This is a genomic window from Mucilaginibacter ginsenosidivorans (assembly GCF_007971025.1).
Taxonomy (GTDB): domain Bacteria; phylum Bacteroidota; class Bacteroidia; order Sphingobacteriales; family Sphingobacteriaceae; genus Mucilaginibacter; species Mucilaginibacter ginsenosidivorans.
The window spans coordinates 2,574,383-2,590,065 of the sequence record NZ_CP042436.1 but is presented as its reverse complement, the minus strand read 5'-3'; the positions used below and the strand labels follow the sequence as shown (position 1 = coordinate 2,590,065).

Sequence of the window (15,683 nt, the reverse complement as noted above, 5' to 3'; positions counted from 1 at the left end):
GTGTTTTTACGCTATTTTATTACCGTCAAAAAGCGGTATCAGGAATAATGTTTTCGGATGCCTTTTTTGATCTGGGTAAGAATCCTTGGTTCAACCTCGCAATGCGCAGATACGCAATTCAGGTGACTATCGTAAGCAAGTTCGCCTAACACACGGCCCTGGTCAACCACCAGGAACTGGCCAACCTGGCTGGGTAATACGGCCACACTGCGCTCGTCGTCCTTAAAATGGATGAGCAGGTGAAATTGCTGTTGCGGAATATATGCTGTTCCCGGTTGCATGGCAGACCTCCTTTTATTTGTCGTTTACAGGCAGATCAATCAGGGTATATAAAATTAACGAATAGTTATCCGAAATAATACAACAAAACATTACTATTTTGTTAAAAATCGTTAATATTATGGAATAGGCTATAACTAAATTTAATAATTAGTTAATCAGGCGAAGGCTCCCGGCTGAAACTTTACAGCGTGTCAACAATAAGTTGCGATATCTGTTGTTAACTTTGACCAAGCAAAATAAAAACCATGGCAAACTTCCAGGATATTATCAATTCAGAAAAGCCGGTGCTGATCGATTTCTCAGCCGAGTGGTGCGGCCCATGTAAAATGATGCCACCAATTTTGAAAGATGTAAAAGATACACTGGGCGACCAGGTAACTATTATCAAAATAGACATCGACAAAAATCCGGCTGCGGCAAATGCTTACAACATACAAAGCGTGCCTACGCTAATGATATTTAAACAGGGCGAAACCAAATGGCGTCAAAGCGGTGTTGTACAGGCATCGCAGCTAAAAACCGTGATACAACAGTTTATTTGATCAGCTACCTTAAATATAGCTGAGCCACCACTTAGCGTGTGTTTGTTTGTATTTGCTGTACCAGCGGCAAGGGAAATACAATATTACTATCACGCAAAACCAGATAAGATAGACACCGCCAAGGCTGAAGCCAAAATCGTCGGGCTGGAACATGATGGGCCCCTGGTGCGGGTTGTATATCTGGCTGCTGTTATGGCCGGTAATAAAGAAAACAGCAACTGTAGTGAACCTGATCAGGTACCAATGGCACAGGTAATAAAAGAAAGGCACATTGCCGTATATATATAGTATCCCCGTAAATTTATTCTTAACGTTTTCAGTCAGTGACAGGACGATCAAAGCGGCACCGACCGTCATGCAGGTATAGAGCAGCGAGGGCGGGTATTTGGTTACATTGAAGAATGAAATAATACTAAGCGAAGCCGTCTTTTGCGATGCCCACGGAGCCGGATCGCCATAAATATTGAAGTATCGAAAAAGAAAAAACAAAGCAAGCGCCCCCAATCCCGCGTAAAGCAAAATTTTGCGGCGTTTAACGGCGTCATAGGTTTTTACATAAAGCGACCCGAATACATACCCGATCATCATCAGGCCGGCCCACGGCAGTAATGCATACGCCAGCAAAAAGCCGCGTTTGGGAGCAAACGGCCAGAATTCGCCAAAGCCCTGTCCTGATACCAGCAACTTGCCTGCAAAGGTTTTATCGATGAGGCCGACATGCCACGTATCAAAAACATTGTGACCGAATACTAAAATAAAGCCTATAGTACCTATAACGGGCAGTGAGGCCCCCGATAGCAGCCCCAGCAATACCATACTGCCGCCAATGGCCCATATCACCTGCAATACAAATACGTTATAAAGCGGGTTGAATGTGATGGCAAACGTTATAAATATGAGTTCGATGGCAATTAGCCAGAGTCCCCTTTTGATGAGGAACGCCCGGATAGCGTTTTTGGTGCGGCGCGTGCCTGCAAGGTAGGCCGATATCCCGCTTAGAAAAACGAATGTAGGTGCACAGAAATGGGTTATCCAGCGGGTGAAAAACAAAAATGGTGTAGTTACTGCAAGGTCCGTAGCCTCGGGGTGCCCATAGTGAAAAAAATCGCGAACATGGTCAATGGCCATAATGAGCATCACCAGGCCACGCAAAATATCAATTGAGGCAATACGCTGTTTTGGTCCGGGTTCTTTCAGGACGGTGTTACTGCCTGCTAAAGGCATTGAGGCTGCTGTCATTGTGAGGGCTGGCTTAAAAATGTTCATACGAATATAAACAGATTTAACACCGCAAACAATAGAATGCTAAAAAAATTAGTTCACCGATCGCTGATTAATCAATTGTCTATAAATAACTTAGCCACCACTGGTGATGGGTTTGCTTATATTTCCCGTACCATCGGCAGGGCAGGTACAACACGGCAATAACACAAAACCAAACAATATAAACGCCAAACAGGCTAAACCCAAAAGTAGCGGGCACAAACGCAAAGCCTTTTGGGTTGGCAATATCTTTTCCGGTGTATCCCACGGCGAAAAAAAGGATCACGTTGTAAAGCCTGATAAGGTAAAAATGCAGTACGTAATAAAAGAACGGAACTGTGCCGTATACAATGAATATACGGGCAAGCCGGTTATTCGCCCCTTCAAAAGCACGCAACAGCAGCAGACCCGGACCGATGGTCATGCATAAATACAATAACGATGGTGGATATTTGCTGACATTGAAGAACGAAATAATGGTCAGCGCGGTACTCTTTTGTGCCGACCATGGCGCAGGATCGCCATAAATATTGAACGCCCGCAGGATAATGAACAACCCGATAAGCACAAGGCTTGCGATAAGTAAATTGCTTTTTCGCTTTGCCTGCTCAAACGATGAACGGAACATTGACCCGGCGGCATAGCCCAGGATCATTACGCCGGTCCAGGGTAGCATAGCATAAAAGTCGCCCAAAAAATGATTCTTATCCAGCGGAAAAATAGAGCCCTGGGCGGTAAAGAATACCTTCCATTCAACCGAGGCAGCGCCTTTATCCGGAAGCTTGATATAATCCAGTATATCGTGCCCAAAGAATAGCACCACGCCCACAGCAGCTAACGCAGGCAAAGGCAGCCATACTAGTAGGCCCAGTACTATCATACTGGTTCCGATGGCCCAGATGACCTGGAATATAATGAAGTGATAACCAGGATCAAGCGTAAGCGCAAAGGTTATCACCACCACCTCGATCAATACCAGCCACAAGCCGCGTTTGATAAGAAATGAACTAAGCCCGCCTTTTGTACGCCGCGTACCTGCAAGATGTGCCGAGATACCGCTAAGAAAAACGAATAAAGGGGCGCAGAAATGCGTTATCCACCGTGTGAAAAATAAAAACGGCGTGGTTACAGCCAAATTGGTCGGGTTGATGCCGCCAAGATGGAAGTAATCGCGCGTGTGATCAATTGCCATAATAAGCATGATCAATCCGCGTAAAATGTCGATGGATTGAATACGTTGTTTTGGTCCTGGTTCTGCTAAGGCGGTCATATTGTTCGATGGTTATGGTTGAATATAAACGTATTTAGGCTTTAGCACATACATCCGGTCAAACTTTGTTGATTTCGGCACATATCTTCCAGGGATAATAAGTTGATCGGCCGTTTACAGGTAACTTAACCACCACTGATCGTGCGTTCGCTTATACCGGCTATACAAGCGGCAGGGGAAATATAGTGCGCACACTAAAATGGCCCAGGCCATGTAAACCCATCCCAGGTTAATACCCATATCAACCGGTTGAAACAGTAAAGGAAATGAATTAGGGTCGTCTATTTGTTTAGCTGAATGCCCGGTTGCGAAGTACATCATTATCGTTCCAAGCCTGAGGATGTATAAATGGCACACGAAGTAAAAGAGCGGCACACTACCGTATGTAGTTAGAATAGCGGCGAACCTTGTTTTAATATTTTCTGCAAACGACAGGAAAATAAGCGCCGTACCCACTGTGATACAAGCAAAAAGCAGTGAAGGCGGCTGCTTTGTAATATTCAGAAACGATAGTATGTTGTAAACGGGCTTGCTTTGGGGCAACCATGGACGCGGGTCGCCGTAAATATTAATGAAACGAAGCGACACGAAAGTAATTAGCGCCGCAAGTCCCAGGTAAAATAACGTCTTTCTGCGTTTCACCGCGTTGTAGCCCGACCGGTAAAGAGCCCCTATACCATAACCAAGCATCATGATACCCGCCCAGGGTAAAATAGCATAGGCAACCAGGAAACCCCGGCTGGGCGCAAAAAAATGCATATTGCCCTTCGCGGTTAAAAATAAATTCCCCAGCAGGCCATTGTTAACCACCTCAGCATTAAAAAATTGTGGGTCGAGCAGGTTATGCCCGGCGATCAGGATAGCGCCTGTAATACCAATGACTTTTGAAGACAGACCGGCCATCAGTCCGAGTAAAATCATGCCGCAGGCTATCACCCATATTACTTCGAGTACAAATACATGGTAGCCGACATCGGCGGTAATGCTTAAGGTGATCAGGAGCAACTCTACTATTATCAGCCATAAACCCCGTTTTATCAGAAAAGCCCTGAACTCATTTTTTGAACGGCGTGTACCAGCCTGGTATGCTGATATGCCACTGAGAAACACAAATGTCGGCGCGCAAAAATGCGTTATCCAGCGTGTAAAAAACAAGATGGGCGTGGTCGTCGCCAGGTTCATCGGGGCCGGGTGCCCGTAATGGAAAAAATCGCGTACATGATCGAGCGCCATGATAACCATTACTAATCCTCTTAATATATCGATCGACGCAATACGTTGTTTGGAGCCGGGCACAGTTAATGCTGTCATGTTTTGCTGATATCCTCCGAATATAAACGGATTAACGCTTACTTTCCCGGTCGTTCCTTATTTTGTTGATTTCCACATATCGATTGCAAAAAAAACAGCAATATCTATTACCGACAAAAGTATAAGCAGCGGTTTAAACCAATTAAAAAAAATTTAGTCTTTCATAAATAAACTTATTGTGTTAATTTTACACAACCACCAATTAAACAAACTAATTTATGACCTCGAGACGTGACTTCCTGAGAACTTCTGCGCTTATTTCGGCAGGGCTGTTAGTTGCCCCCAGCCTATTCGCGTATGATAAAAAATATATAGGCCTGCAATTGTACACCGTGCGCGACCATATGGCAAAGGATGTTGCCGGCACATTGGCCAAAGTAGCACAGTTGGGCTATAATTCTGTTGAGGCAAGCTACAGCGCCGGCAAATACTACGGCACGGAACCAAAGGCGTTTGCCGACTTGTTAAAGCAAAATGACCTTATAATGCCAAGCTCGCATTACTTACTGGGCGAGGACATGAAAGGCCCAGGAACTATATTGAACGGCTGGGATAAAGCCGCGGAAGATGCCGCATCTATAGGTCAGAAATATATGGTTTGCGCGTGGCTGTCGCCAAAAGAGAGAGGTTCACTCGATCACTACAAAAAACTGGCCGAGGATTTCAATAAGGCTGGTGAGACCTGTAAAAAGGCAGGGGTACAATTCTGTTACCACAACCATGACTTTGAATTTATACAGGAAGACGGCGAATATCCCTACGAAACACTGCTGGAAAATACTGATAAGAACCTGGTAAAAATGGAAATAGACCTTTATTGGCTAACCAAAGCCAAGCAGGACCCAATTGCTTTGATCGAAAAGCACCCTGGAAGGTTCCCTTTGTGGCACATGAAGGACATGGATAAAACCGAAAAACAAATGTTTACCGAGGTTGGCAACGGGGTTATCGATTTCAAAAAGATACTTGAACACAGCAAAAAAGCGGGCTTAAAATATTTCTTTGTAGAACAGGACATTTGTCCCGGTGATCCCTATAATAGCATCACCCAAAGTATTGAATATATCAAAAAGAACCTCGTATAAATCTAAATTGAATGACTGATGTAAGCCGGACACGCGAGGGTCCGGCTTTTTTGTTTTATGGCCAGATGCTTTTCAGCTGGGAGTATGAAATGCCACTGGCGGAAAAGCCATCGGCAGAGCTGATAGAAATATTACTCAGCGGCTTTTTTGGAAAAAATATCGATGTCATTACCGTTAAGCCCTTATCGGCAAACAGCTCTACCGATGCAGCGTCCACAATCAGCGTCACGTCGGTTCCGGCGGTATTGGCTATGCGCTTCACGGCAAAACGCCCGGCAAAGTCTTTGTTAAATCCTGATTCACCTGCGTGGCTCCGGTCAACGAACCATGAATTTTCCTTTTCGTCAAACCCAATGATCAATTTTTCCCCGGCGCCGTTTGACAGGGTGATCGAAAAACTTTTTAACTGTTTAGCCGATAAGTTAAGCTGAAACTGATTATCCGAGCGGTTCAGCATTTTCGTGATGTTTACCTCCCCTTTCACGGCGATAGCAGGCAAGGCTTTAGTTTCGTCTTTCAGGTTACCTAATTCTTTTACAGGTTGAGATGCAACATAATATGCGGAGTCAACCCTGACGAGCTTCAATTCGCGCGGAACGGTCATGGCGCTGCGCCAGGCTTTGGTGGGCACCGATGTAGCGTAGTTCCAGTTACTCATCCAGCCTAAAAAAATGCGGCGGTTACCGGTATTGCTCCAGGTAACGCCGGCATATTCGTCGGTCCCCTGGTCTATCCAGCGTGTAGCAGTATTGTTGGGCCGGAAAGTCTTTCCGTCAAAATCGCCGGTAAAGTATTGCGTAGCCGAACCACCCTGCGGCCCGCCGGGGTTAATGTTTACGATAAGTACCCAAATTCTTTTACCGTCAGCAGCTGTCATCGGGAACAAATCCGGGCATTCCCAAACGCCGCCATGCGCGCCGAGGGTTTCGCCAAATTCGCTCTCTTTTGTCCAGTCTTTTAAATTTGGCGACGAATAGAAGGTGATCCTGTCCTTGGTGGCCAGGGTCATTATCCACTTTTTATCCGGCGCATACCAGCTCACTTTAGGGTCGCGAAAGTCGCTGATACCGGGGTTTTTCAATACAGGGTTGTGCGCGTATTTGGTCCATGTATTGCCGCCATCATTGCTGTAGGCCATACTCTCATTCTCGGTATCATTCTTGCCATCTTTCTCTTTCGCCTGGTCGTGATGGGTAAAAATGGCTATGAGCGCTGCCTGCCCGTTTTTGCCCAGGCCGCTGGTATTGTTAACATCGACCACTGCGCTGCCCGAGAATATCAGTCCCAGGCTATCGGGATATAACGCTATCGGTTTGTTATTCCAATGAACCAGATCGGTACTGGTGGCATGGCCCCAATGCATAGGCCCCCAAACGGTAGCCTTTGGATAATATTGGTAAAACAGGTGGTAAACACCTTTATAAAAAACAAGCCCGTTGGGGTCGTTCATCCAATGCGCCTGCGGCGAAAAATGTATCTGCGGCCGGTACTGCTCGTGATACGCTTTTTGCCCGAAAGCCGACGACGTAATTATTGATAAAACTGTAAAAAGAAAAATAGTCCTTTTTATCATATCAGTGCATGGTTAAAGTACGCTCCATATTTTCTAACGATTTGCCCTTGGTTTCGGGCATCAGTTTCCAAACGAACAATAGTTGCAATACCATCATTCCGCAGAAAAACATAAAAATATACTGCCCTTCAACATGGGTTCTCACAGCGGGGAACAGAAAAGTAATAATGGTAGCCAGTGTCCAGTGCGTAAAGCTGCCAAGCGACTGCCCCTTGGCCCGCACCTGGTTTGGAAATATTTCGGACAGGAACACCCAAATCACTGCACCTTGCGAAACGGCAAAAAATGCTATATATGCCATCAAAAGCCATATGATATACCCCCCGTCGGTATTATTAACTACCCCATTTGCACCCGCGACCGCTACGTGGCTTTCCTGTAAATGGAAACAATAAGATACCAGCCCCAGCGCGGCAATAAGGCCCAGTGAGCCGATCATCATCAATTTGCGCCGCCCCGCGCGGTCGATCAGAAAGATAGCCAGCATGGTGAAAGCAAAATTGACCAACCCGAGATAGAACGAAGCTGAAAAGGAGTCGCTTTTATCGAACCCGGCAAGGGTGAAAATACTCGGCGCAAAATAAAGTATCGCGTTAATACCCGATACCTGGTTGAAAAAAGCAATAAGGAAGGCGAGCCAGGCCAACTTGCGATATCGCTTTGAAAACAAGTTTTCGCTTGTGGCATCCTTCACCTCCTGGTTTTTGCTGTCGATAATGTTTTTCATATCCTGCTCGTAACCATCGGCGTTCATCAGTTGCAAGGTAGTGCGCGCCTCGTCATATTTTGATTTATGCAAAATTAGCCAGCGGGGGCTTTCAGGAACAAATTTCAGCAGTATCAAATACAATAAAGAAGGGACGGCCATTACAGCCAGCATTAACCGCCATGAACCGTGATAGGATGTTACGATGATATAGTTGGAAAGCAGGGAAACCACAATGCCTAAAACAATATTGAACTGAAACAATATCACCAGGCGGCCCCTGAAGGATGCAGGAGATATTTCCGAAATATAGATTGGCGCAATTACAGAAGACGCGCCGATACCCAACCCGCCTATGAAGCGCAGGATAACGAACAAATACCAGTTGTTGACAAATGCCGTACCAAGCGACGTGACCAGGAAAATTACCGCAACGATCATTAACGCAGCTTTACGGCCAAGCTTTTCTGCAGGCATGCGGCCCGCAAAAGCGCCGGTCATGGTACCGACGAGCGCGATAGCAATGGTAAAGCCGTGCTGGAAATCGCCCAGCTGCCAGAATTTCTGTATCGCCTGTTCGGCACCCGATACAACAACGGTGTCAAAGCCGAACAGAAATCCGCCAAGGGCCGTAATAACCGCCCAAAAAATTACTTTCCGATTCATAAACGGTTTATAAGAGGTTGAAAGGTAAATATAATTTTTTTACCCGTAAGTATATGGCCGGAGGGAAAATAGAAAAAACAAAAAACCGGGTCACTTCACGCTCCCGGTTTTTTTATAAGATTTTTAATCATCAATTACCATGTGCCCGGTCCATATCGACAGAATGATACAGCGCTTCGGGTATCCGGGCCAATGTCGATTCGTGCACCTGGGCTCCCAGGCCATAAAATTGTTGAAAGCTCATGATAAGCGGCCTCCATTTATCCGGGTCGACCCGGTTTGGGGCGCCATCCATTAATATCGATTCCTCTGCATGAACCCTTTGTATACGTAGTTCTATTGTGAGCAGCCGCCCGCGTTGTACATCATCGGCCTCAGCAAGGCTATGCACAGCTTCAACAACGGCTTCCATTTGCACAGGGCATTCGTTTACGCGGGGAGCCGACACGATGTGAGAATCGACCGGTGTAAGTCCGGCGGTTCCGAATTTATCAGCTTCGAAACGGTAGCCTTTAAGCAATTTACCCTGGGGCACAGGATTTGTCCCTGTAGTGCGTGCCAGTTTGTTAACTGCAGCTACCTGGTCGGTCGACGGCAGGTTTAGTACGCACTGCCAGGTGCGGAGCATGTTTTCAGTTGTTTTGGAAAATGCGGATATACCGATCACACAGCGCCATCCGAGCCAAAAGACCGATGATATCGGGGCGAGGTTAAAGGAACCATCCTCGTTACAGGTACTGATAAGAACAACAGGAGTTCCGAAGTACAAAATTTCAGGTTTACTAACTTTGTGCATATTGATCTTGTATTAATTATAACACAAAATTATGCCTGTGAGCAACGCCCGAAAACCCGGTTCTTGCGAAATATCAATCACGCAATCACCGGGTCTGCTGGTCAGTTATTTTGCCGCCAGAACGGTTAGCTTTTCAATTACCGGCGGCGAGGCCAGTAACCTGTCTGCATTGGCCATTAGCGCCGCTGCAATGGGCCCGCTGAGATGAGCCTCACGTCCCTCTTCGGCCTCGAACGTATCGAAGATCCCGAAGGTCGATTTCCCTGTCTGCCAGGCGTACCACGTAACTGTACCTGTTTCTGACTGGGCCAGCGGCAGCGCGCTTTTTAAAAAATCAGCTACTTCCTGTTCCATGCCTGGCTTTGCCTCGAGCCTGGCCAATAATGCTACTTGTATCATATAAATTAAGTTTTTTGCGGTTTTTCCAAAACTACAAACCGGATTGAAACTCCAATGTCATTTTTTGCTTAAAGGTTTAAATCAGTAAAAACAATTATGCCTGTTGAAGTTTTATATAGAAAAACTTACGGCCATGAAATATGCATTTCTGCTCGGCTCCAACTTGTTTGTTGTTCCCGGCAATACCATCAGCTTTACAGATAACGAAGGTGCGCACCGTTTCCTGAGGATATTATCTGTTAACCAGCCCACGCCCCCCGATCAGCCCAGGGCAGTGCTGACCATAGACGCGGACATAAAGGATAACCAGGGCAATGAAATACATTTGATAGCTAATAAACCGGAAGTTGCACCGCCTTACGACATAATGGAACAGACTGACCGCGTGATTGTTACCCGGCCAAACGGCAGCACCGTACTGGATGTTCACCAATTGGACGATCATTCGGCACGCAGCCTCGAGCATAACATTGTGGCCGAAATTGAGGTAAATGCCCCGGTAGCAGTTATACGGGTGCGGGGCGATTTCATAGTTGGCGACCTGCACGTTGAGATAGATAACGAAAAATTGTTCCTGGGCGAAGATTCGTATGCGAATTCAGTTTTGGCCGGAAGCGATGAACTCCAATTTTCGCATTCGGGAGTATTAATTTAATGAATAAGTTGGTGTTATTATCCTGGTGATTAAATGTTTTAGCTAAAAAGAGCTTTTTTGTAAAAAATTTATCACACAACTTAAAACATTCCTAAAACTTTTAAGTTATCCATTTAATCTACCAGATTTAAATTAACGCAGCTACTATGAAATTAGCATTCCTGTTTGGGTCGAATGTGTTTATTATCCCCAATAATATAATAAGTTACGTTGATAACGATCAAACCAATATATTTTTAAAGATCCGGTCTATATTCAAAAAAAACACAGAGCAATCGTCGCTAAGCATCGACACTGATCTGAAAGATACAGAAGGGCGCGGTTTAACGATCCATGATAATGAAATTGTTTCATCATTTGGGTACAAAGTATCTAAAACGCATAACCGTATTTTGGCCAAAGGATTAAAAAACGATACCGTGTTTGATATACAGCAACTCGACAATGAATCGGCTACCAAACTTGATCGCAATATACTGGCCGAATTGCAGGCGCACTCACCCGATGCCGTTTTGCGCATAAGCGGCGATTTTATGATGGGCAAAATGCATGTAGCCGTCGATAACGAGCGGTTGTCGATAGGACGCGATTCATATTATGCAAGCGAGGCCAGGGCCGGGCTTAACGAACTGACGTTTACCCCTTCGGGCCTGGTTGTGGCTTAAGCAATAAATTACAATTGGTGTTTTTTACGATAGGCTAAAACCAATAATACCATACGGTTGTACGTCTTAAGGCCCTGCGGCTGATTGTTGGCCTTCAGGAAATTATCGTAAAAGAAGCTACTAACGCTTTCAAGCTTGCCTTCGTACGACATCCAATAGTCCCGTTCTGTTTTAAAGTCATTAAGCACAGCGGGTGAAATACGTTTACGCAGTTCTTTTCGTGCCAGGCTATCCTGCGATCTTAGGGCATACATAAACTCCTGCACGCCGAGGTAGTAGGCGGAATAACGGAAAAAATTATCGCCCGACCGTGTGGCGGCAATAAAGCCGACAAAATTTGCCTCATCTTCTGGGCCGTAACCCATCTGGTGCGAAAGTTCGTGGCAAGCGACAAACGGGCGCACAAATGAAGGCATTTCATAATTCATTTGCGATTCGGAAGTAAACGGGTTATAATATCCGGAAGTACCCAGGTAATTCAGCAAGGGCGAAATAAGGGACGATTTTATTTCGGGATCATACACCTTGAAATTAGGAGAGCCATCGTCTAATTGCTTCACTGCCCTTACGGCTGTTTGATAAATGCTTGCGTTGGTACGCCCCAGGTCTACCTGATTCACCCTTTGGCGGCAGGCGTTAGCGCTGTCTATCAGCATAGCAGTAACAGCTTTAAGATCGGTAAGGGTGTAAGTACTATCTTCCAGGCCCAGGCGCTCGCCCGCCGACGGGCGATAATAGTTCATCCCCCAAAAAAAGTAGAATGCGATTATGGCGGACTGCATACCTATAGTCATACCACAAACATAAATAGCAGCGCGCTTCCAGTTTCGTTTAAACAGCATCCTCACCAGTTTGACGAACGCGTAACCCATGTAGATAACCGTGGCTATATAAATAATATCGCCAACGCTGAACGGGAAAAGATTGAATACAGCGTGAAAAATATGGCAGATAACGGGATAAACGCCACGCGAATAATACCGTTCGACAGTGGATGGATGATCTTCGAGGAGGGTGATCAAAAAGATCAAAATGGCAAGAACGGCTATTGTAATTAACCGGGCTTTGACAGGATTTTTTTTGAAAGGGCTAACCATTATTTGGAACAAATATAACAGATGGCGCTAATGATAGTGCCGGTTCATTAAATGCCCTTTCTTACAAATCCGCAACTCCTGGCACAAAAAAAGCCCTCCGGAGTATAACCGGAAGGCCTTAATTTTTTTGACGCTCACCAGATCATTGAACTGCCACGGGCACTTCTACATTTCCCCAAAGGAATGTAAAGCCCTTAGGTGTGATCTTAAAGGTCATGCGTTCGTTCATAGTTGGCGATTTCATCGCTTTGGCCATAACGGTCAGCACATCCTTCGAAGCATCGTCGTTAGCCGAGCCATCCATTTTGATTCCCCATTTGCCGGTTACCGAATTGAAGATAAATTTCCACTCCGTTTCCCCGGGTACAGAGAACAGGCTGTATTTGCCGGCCGGCAAAGTTTTACCACCTATTTTAAGCGCCTTACTGGTTTCAAAAGTGGTCATTTCGTTCGCGCCTGTGCGCCAAATTTTTCCATATGGGGCAATTTCTCCCCCAATTTTCCTACCCTTTACAGCGGGACTGCCAAAGGCGATTTTAACGGTTGCGCCGGCAATTGTGCCGCTAACACTATCGCGTGGGCTTGCTATGGGCTTTTTTTGTGCGAAAACCGCTGTTGAGGTCATAAAAACAACGGCAAATAAAAGAGTTAACTTTCTCATAGTTTTTTGTTATTAATTTGAGTATAAATATAGGGTGAAAATACCATTGATTGAAATATGTAAAAGTCACCAATCTGACATGACTTTGAATGTTGAAATAACATTTCCGTTATTGCTTAAAACCAAAACCTTATGGATTTGTTTTATAGAAAAATCACACTGCAATTAGGAATAGCCGAAAGGTTAAACAATTGTTGTGAGTTTGGCTCCCCGGCGCAAGCAGGGGGGCTTTTTTATTGATAACAAGTTTGTTACAAACTCAGTTGCCCCTGTTTAATGGCATGATGCTTGGGTAATTCTTTACACAAGGAATGTGATCTTAATGTTTATGACGGGTTGGTTGCGGGGGGTGTTATTAAACTTCAATAGTTTATAATAAGCATTAATCAGGTGTGTTGAAAAATTGGGGTGCGTTTTGCCCGTTAGTTATTCACATCTCTCTACTTTGGAATATGTTTTGCAACTGATTTAAAAAGTATTTTTTTTAGAAATAACCCAACCAACCAAACCACTGTTATGTCAAAACTTATCATAATTGACGACGACCCGATCCATCACAAGATCGTTCAATACATGCTTACGAAAAATGAGCTGTCGAAAGAGACCACCTACACTTTTGACGGAAAGCTTGTGCTCGATTACCTGGAGGAGAACAAGACCAAAATAACGGCGCTACCCGATTACATTTTCCTCGACCTGTATATGCCTGACAACAGCGGCTGGGATTTCCTGAACCGTTTCCAGGAGATATACAAAACATTGAAAAAAGAGATCAAGATTTACATCGTGTCCTCATCGATATTCCAAATGGATATAAACCGTTCCAAAAGTTATCCCTTTGTAACATCGTATATTACCAAGCCCCTGATCAAGAGTGTTTTTGACAACATCAGGGGACGTTCGTTAAAGATCACCGGGGCACAACTAAATTAAGCTAAACCATATCGCATAACATTCGGGCCATTTCGATACTAAAAAAAGTACCGGGATGGCCCGAATTGTTTAGATCGCCTGTAATTTAGGCGACCGTTTGCATTTACCGCTAAACTTGCTTTGTTTTGGGCGATGAAAGATAACCACAGGCAACTGTACCTCCTGCTATTTGCTTTGGCGCTTGTGGTCAACTTTGCGGGCATCAACCTGGATTTCTTTACTGACGACCCGGGCCTGTACGCATCCATCTCCAAAAATCTTATTTACAGGCATCAATTTTTTGAACTGTTTACTTATAACCAGGACTGGCTGGATAAACCCCATTTTCCGTTTTGGATGGTGCTGGCGAGTTTTAAGGTGTTCGGTATATCAGTTTGGGCCTACCGGCTACCGGCATTGCTTTTCTTCCTGTTGGGGTTACGCTATACCTGGCTTTTCAGCAAAAAATATTATGGGGCGGAAACAGCCTGGGTAGCCGTACTTATTACCGCCACCGCCCAGCACCTTGTAATGTCGAATACAGATGTTAGGGCCGAGCCTTATCTTTTGGCATTGGTTATTGGCAGCATCTATCATATCAGCAAGCTCGACGAACGTTTTACTATAACCGATATGTTATTGGCCGCACTGCTTACCGCCTGCGCCATCATGACCAAGGGGATATTTGTTATCGTGGCAATTTACGGCGCTTTGTGTCTGCAGTTGCTTTTTCAAGGCCGATTACGGGAACTTTTCAGCCTTAAATGGATTGGTTTGGTAACTTTTTCGGCTGTTTTTGTCCTGCCCGAGCTATACGCATTGTATGTTCAATTCGACCTACATCCTGAGAAAACAGTTTTCGGCCGGCATCATGTATCCGGCATCAAATGGTTCTTTTGGGATAGCCAATTCGGGCGCTTTGTAAATAACGGTCCCATTACCCGCCAGTCGGGCGATGTGTTCTTTTACCTACATACGCTGCTATGGGCGTTTGCACCCTGGTGCCTGGTGTTTTATTATTCTATATATCAAAGCATCAAACAAATAGTTCAGCGGAAACCGCTTGCCGAATATTACAGCTTCGGTGGGGGTATGTTACTGCTGCTGCTTTTCTCACTTTCGAGGTTCCAGTTGCCATTTTATACCAACACTGTTTTTCCGCTGTTTGCAGTTATGACAGCGCCTTACTGTTATAAACAATTAAGCACATTCGGAAGCTATTATCGAAGTTTTGGCCTGGGTGTTTATATCGTGCTGCTGCCTCTTGCCGTATTGGCCATTCATTACTTTTCGGAGCCGGGACATGTGGCCTACCTTGTAACAGATTGCCTACTTTTTGGGATCGTTGCATTCATGATCGTCAAAACAAGTGCGCAGCCCGCGAGGTTATTTTTACTGGCATGCGCGGCCTCACTGTTTGCGAACTTTTACCTGAACGCGGTTTTTTATAAGCTGGTGATAAGCTACCGCGGGCAGATAAAAGCTGCGGACTACGTTAATCAAATGAGCCTTGATAAGTATCATTTGTACAACCTGAGCGCCGAGAACAACGTGTTCCAGTTTTATACGCAAAGGCAGGTAAATTATCTTCCGCCTGAAAGCTTTAAAACAATAAATCCGGTGGGACCAACACTATATTTTGCCAATCAAAAAACTGTTGATTCATTAAAAGTATGGCATGTAAGTTACAAAACCATCAAGGCTTTCCCGAACTACCGAACTGAAAGCATTTACCCGGATTTCATTAATAAAAACACAAGGAAAAACACGATAGACAGTGTTTACCTTATCAGCAAATGA

16 protein-coding genes are annotated in these 15,683 nt (G+C 45.1%); 6 read left to right on the top strand and 10 right to left on the bottom strand.

Going from position 1 to position 15,683, the window contains the following annotated elements:
• Positions 1-38 precede the first annotated feature (38 nt).
• On the bottom strand, positions 39-281 hold the full coding sequence (locus FRZ54_RS11880) for a hypothetical protein (RefSeq protein ID WP_147031824.1): 243 nt from the start codon (positions 279-281) through the stop codon (positions 39-41).
• A 246-nt stretch (positions 282-527) separates the two neighbouring features.
• Here FRZ54_RS11880 and trxA point away from each other — a divergent pair, with 246 nt between their 5' ends.
• Positions 528-824, top strand: a complete 297-nt coding sequence (gene trxA / locus FRZ54_RS11875; RefSeq protein WP_147031823.1) for a thioredoxin — start codon at positions 528-530, stop codon at positions 822-824.
• Between the two features lie 9 nt (positions 825-833).
• Here the strand turns inward: trxA and FRZ54_RS11870 are convergent, their stop codons facing one another.
• From FRZ54_RS11870 to FRZ54_RS11860, 3 genes are all read right to left on the bottom strand, one after another.
• Complete coding sequence (locus FRZ54_RS11870; RefSeq protein ID WP_228462697.1) at positions 834-2,063, bottom strand: DUF1624 domain-containing protein; 1,230 nt, start codon at positions 2,061-2,063, stop codon at positions 834-836.
• Positions 2,064-2,169: 106 nt separating this feature from the next.
• Positions 2,170-3,357: a DUF1624 domain-containing protein gene (locus tag FRZ54_RS11865; protein WP_147031822.1), complete on the bottom strand. Its 1,188-nt coding sequence runs from the start codon at positions 3,355-3,357 to the stop codon at positions 2,170-2,172.
• A gap of 114 nt (positions 3,358-3,471) precedes the next feature.
• Positions 3,472-4,668 (bottom strand): DUF1624 domain-containing protein, encoded by a 1,197-nt coding sequence (locus tag FRZ54_RS11860; RefSeq protein ID WP_147031821.1) that lies wholly within the window; start codon positions 4,666-4,668, stop codon positions 3,472-3,474.
• A 218-nt stretch (positions 4,669-4,886) separates the two neighbouring features.
• On the opposite strand from FRZ54_RS11860, the gene FRZ54_RS11855 reads away from it, so the two are divergent.
• Positions 4,887-5,753, top strand: a complete 867-nt coding sequence (locus FRZ54_RS11855; protein WP_147031820.1) for a sugar phosphate isomerase/epimerase family protein — start codon at positions 4,887-4,889, stop codon at positions 5,751-5,753.
• Positions 5,754-5,808: 55 nt separating this feature from the next.
• Here FRZ54_RS11855 and FRZ54_RS11850 read toward each other — a convergent pair whose 3' ends face one another.
• The 4 genes from FRZ54_RS11850 to FRZ54_RS11835 form a co-directional block, all read right to left on the bottom strand.
• Positions 5,809-7,326, bottom strand: a complete 1,518-nt coding sequence (locus FRZ54_RS11850) for a glycoside hydrolase family 32 protein (protein ID WP_147031819.1) — start codon at positions 7,324-7,326, stop codon at positions 5,809-5,811.
• A gap of 1 nt (position 7,327) precedes the next feature.
• Positions 7,328-8,698 (bottom strand): sugar porter family MFS transporter, encoded by a 1,371-nt coding sequence (locus tag FRZ54_RS11845; RefSeq protein ID WP_147031818.1) that lies wholly within the window; start codon positions 8,696-8,698, stop codon positions 7,328-7,330.
• Positions 8,699-8,828: 130 nt separating this feature from the next.
• A complete protein-coding gene (locus FRZ54_RS11840; RefSeq protein ID WP_147031817.1) occupies positions 8,829-9,494 on the bottom strand; it encodes a flavin reductase family protein in 666 nt (221 codons plus the stop codon).
• Between the two features lie 105 nt (positions 9,495-9,599).
• Positions 9,600-9,893, bottom strand: coding sequence for a putative quinol monooxygenase (locus tag FRZ54_RS11835; protein ID WP_147031816.1), 294 nt, complete (start codon positions 9,891-9,893; stop codon positions 9,600-9,602).
• Between the two features lie 133 nt (positions 9,894-10,026).
• On the opposite strand from FRZ54_RS11835, the gene FRZ54_RS11830 reads away from it, so the two are divergent.
• Both FRZ54_RS11830 and FRZ54_RS11825 read left to right on the top strand, forming a co-directional pair.
• A complete protein-coding gene (locus FRZ54_RS11830) occupies positions 10,027-10,548 on the top strand; it encodes a hypothetical protein (RefSeq protein ID WP_147031815.1) in 522 nt (173 codons plus the stop codon).
• 146 nt (positions 10,549-10,694) lie between these two features.
• Positions 10,695-11,213 (top strand): hypothetical protein, encoded by a 519-nt coding sequence (locus FRZ54_RS11825; protein ID WP_147031814.1) that lies wholly within the window; start codon positions 10,695-10,697, stop codon positions 11,211-11,213.
• 8 nt (positions 11,214-11,221) lie between these two features.
• On the opposite strand, the gene FRZ54_RS11820 is transcribed toward FRZ54_RS11825, so the two are convergent.
• Positions 11,222-12,235 (bottom strand): DUF3810 domain-containing protein, encoded by a 1,014-nt coding sequence (locus tag FRZ54_RS11820; RefSeq protein WP_187359819.1) that lies wholly within the window; start codon positions 12,233-12,235, stop codon positions 11,222-11,224.
• A gap of 217 nt (positions 12,236-12,452) precedes the next feature.
• Positions 12,453-12,971, bottom strand: a complete 519-nt coding sequence (locus FRZ54_RS11815; RefSeq protein ID WP_147031812.1) for a DUF2911 domain-containing protein — start codon at positions 12,969-12,971, stop codon at positions 12,453-12,455.
• 516 nt (positions 12,972-13,487) lie between these two features.
• On the opposite strand from FRZ54_RS11815, the gene FRZ54_RS11810 reads away from it, so the two are divergent.
• The gene (locus FRZ54_RS11810; RefSeq protein WP_147031811.1) at positions 13,488-13,904 is read left to right on the top strand and encodes a response regulator; all 417 of its coding nucleotides are present in this window, start codon (positions 13,488-13,490) and stop codon (positions 13,902-13,904) included.
• A 132-nt stretch (positions 13,905-14,036) separates the two neighbouring features.
• Entirely contained in the window at positions 14,037-15,683 is a 1,647-nt protein-coding gene (locus FRZ54_RS11805) for an ArnT family glycosyltransferase (protein WP_147031810.1), read from the top strand.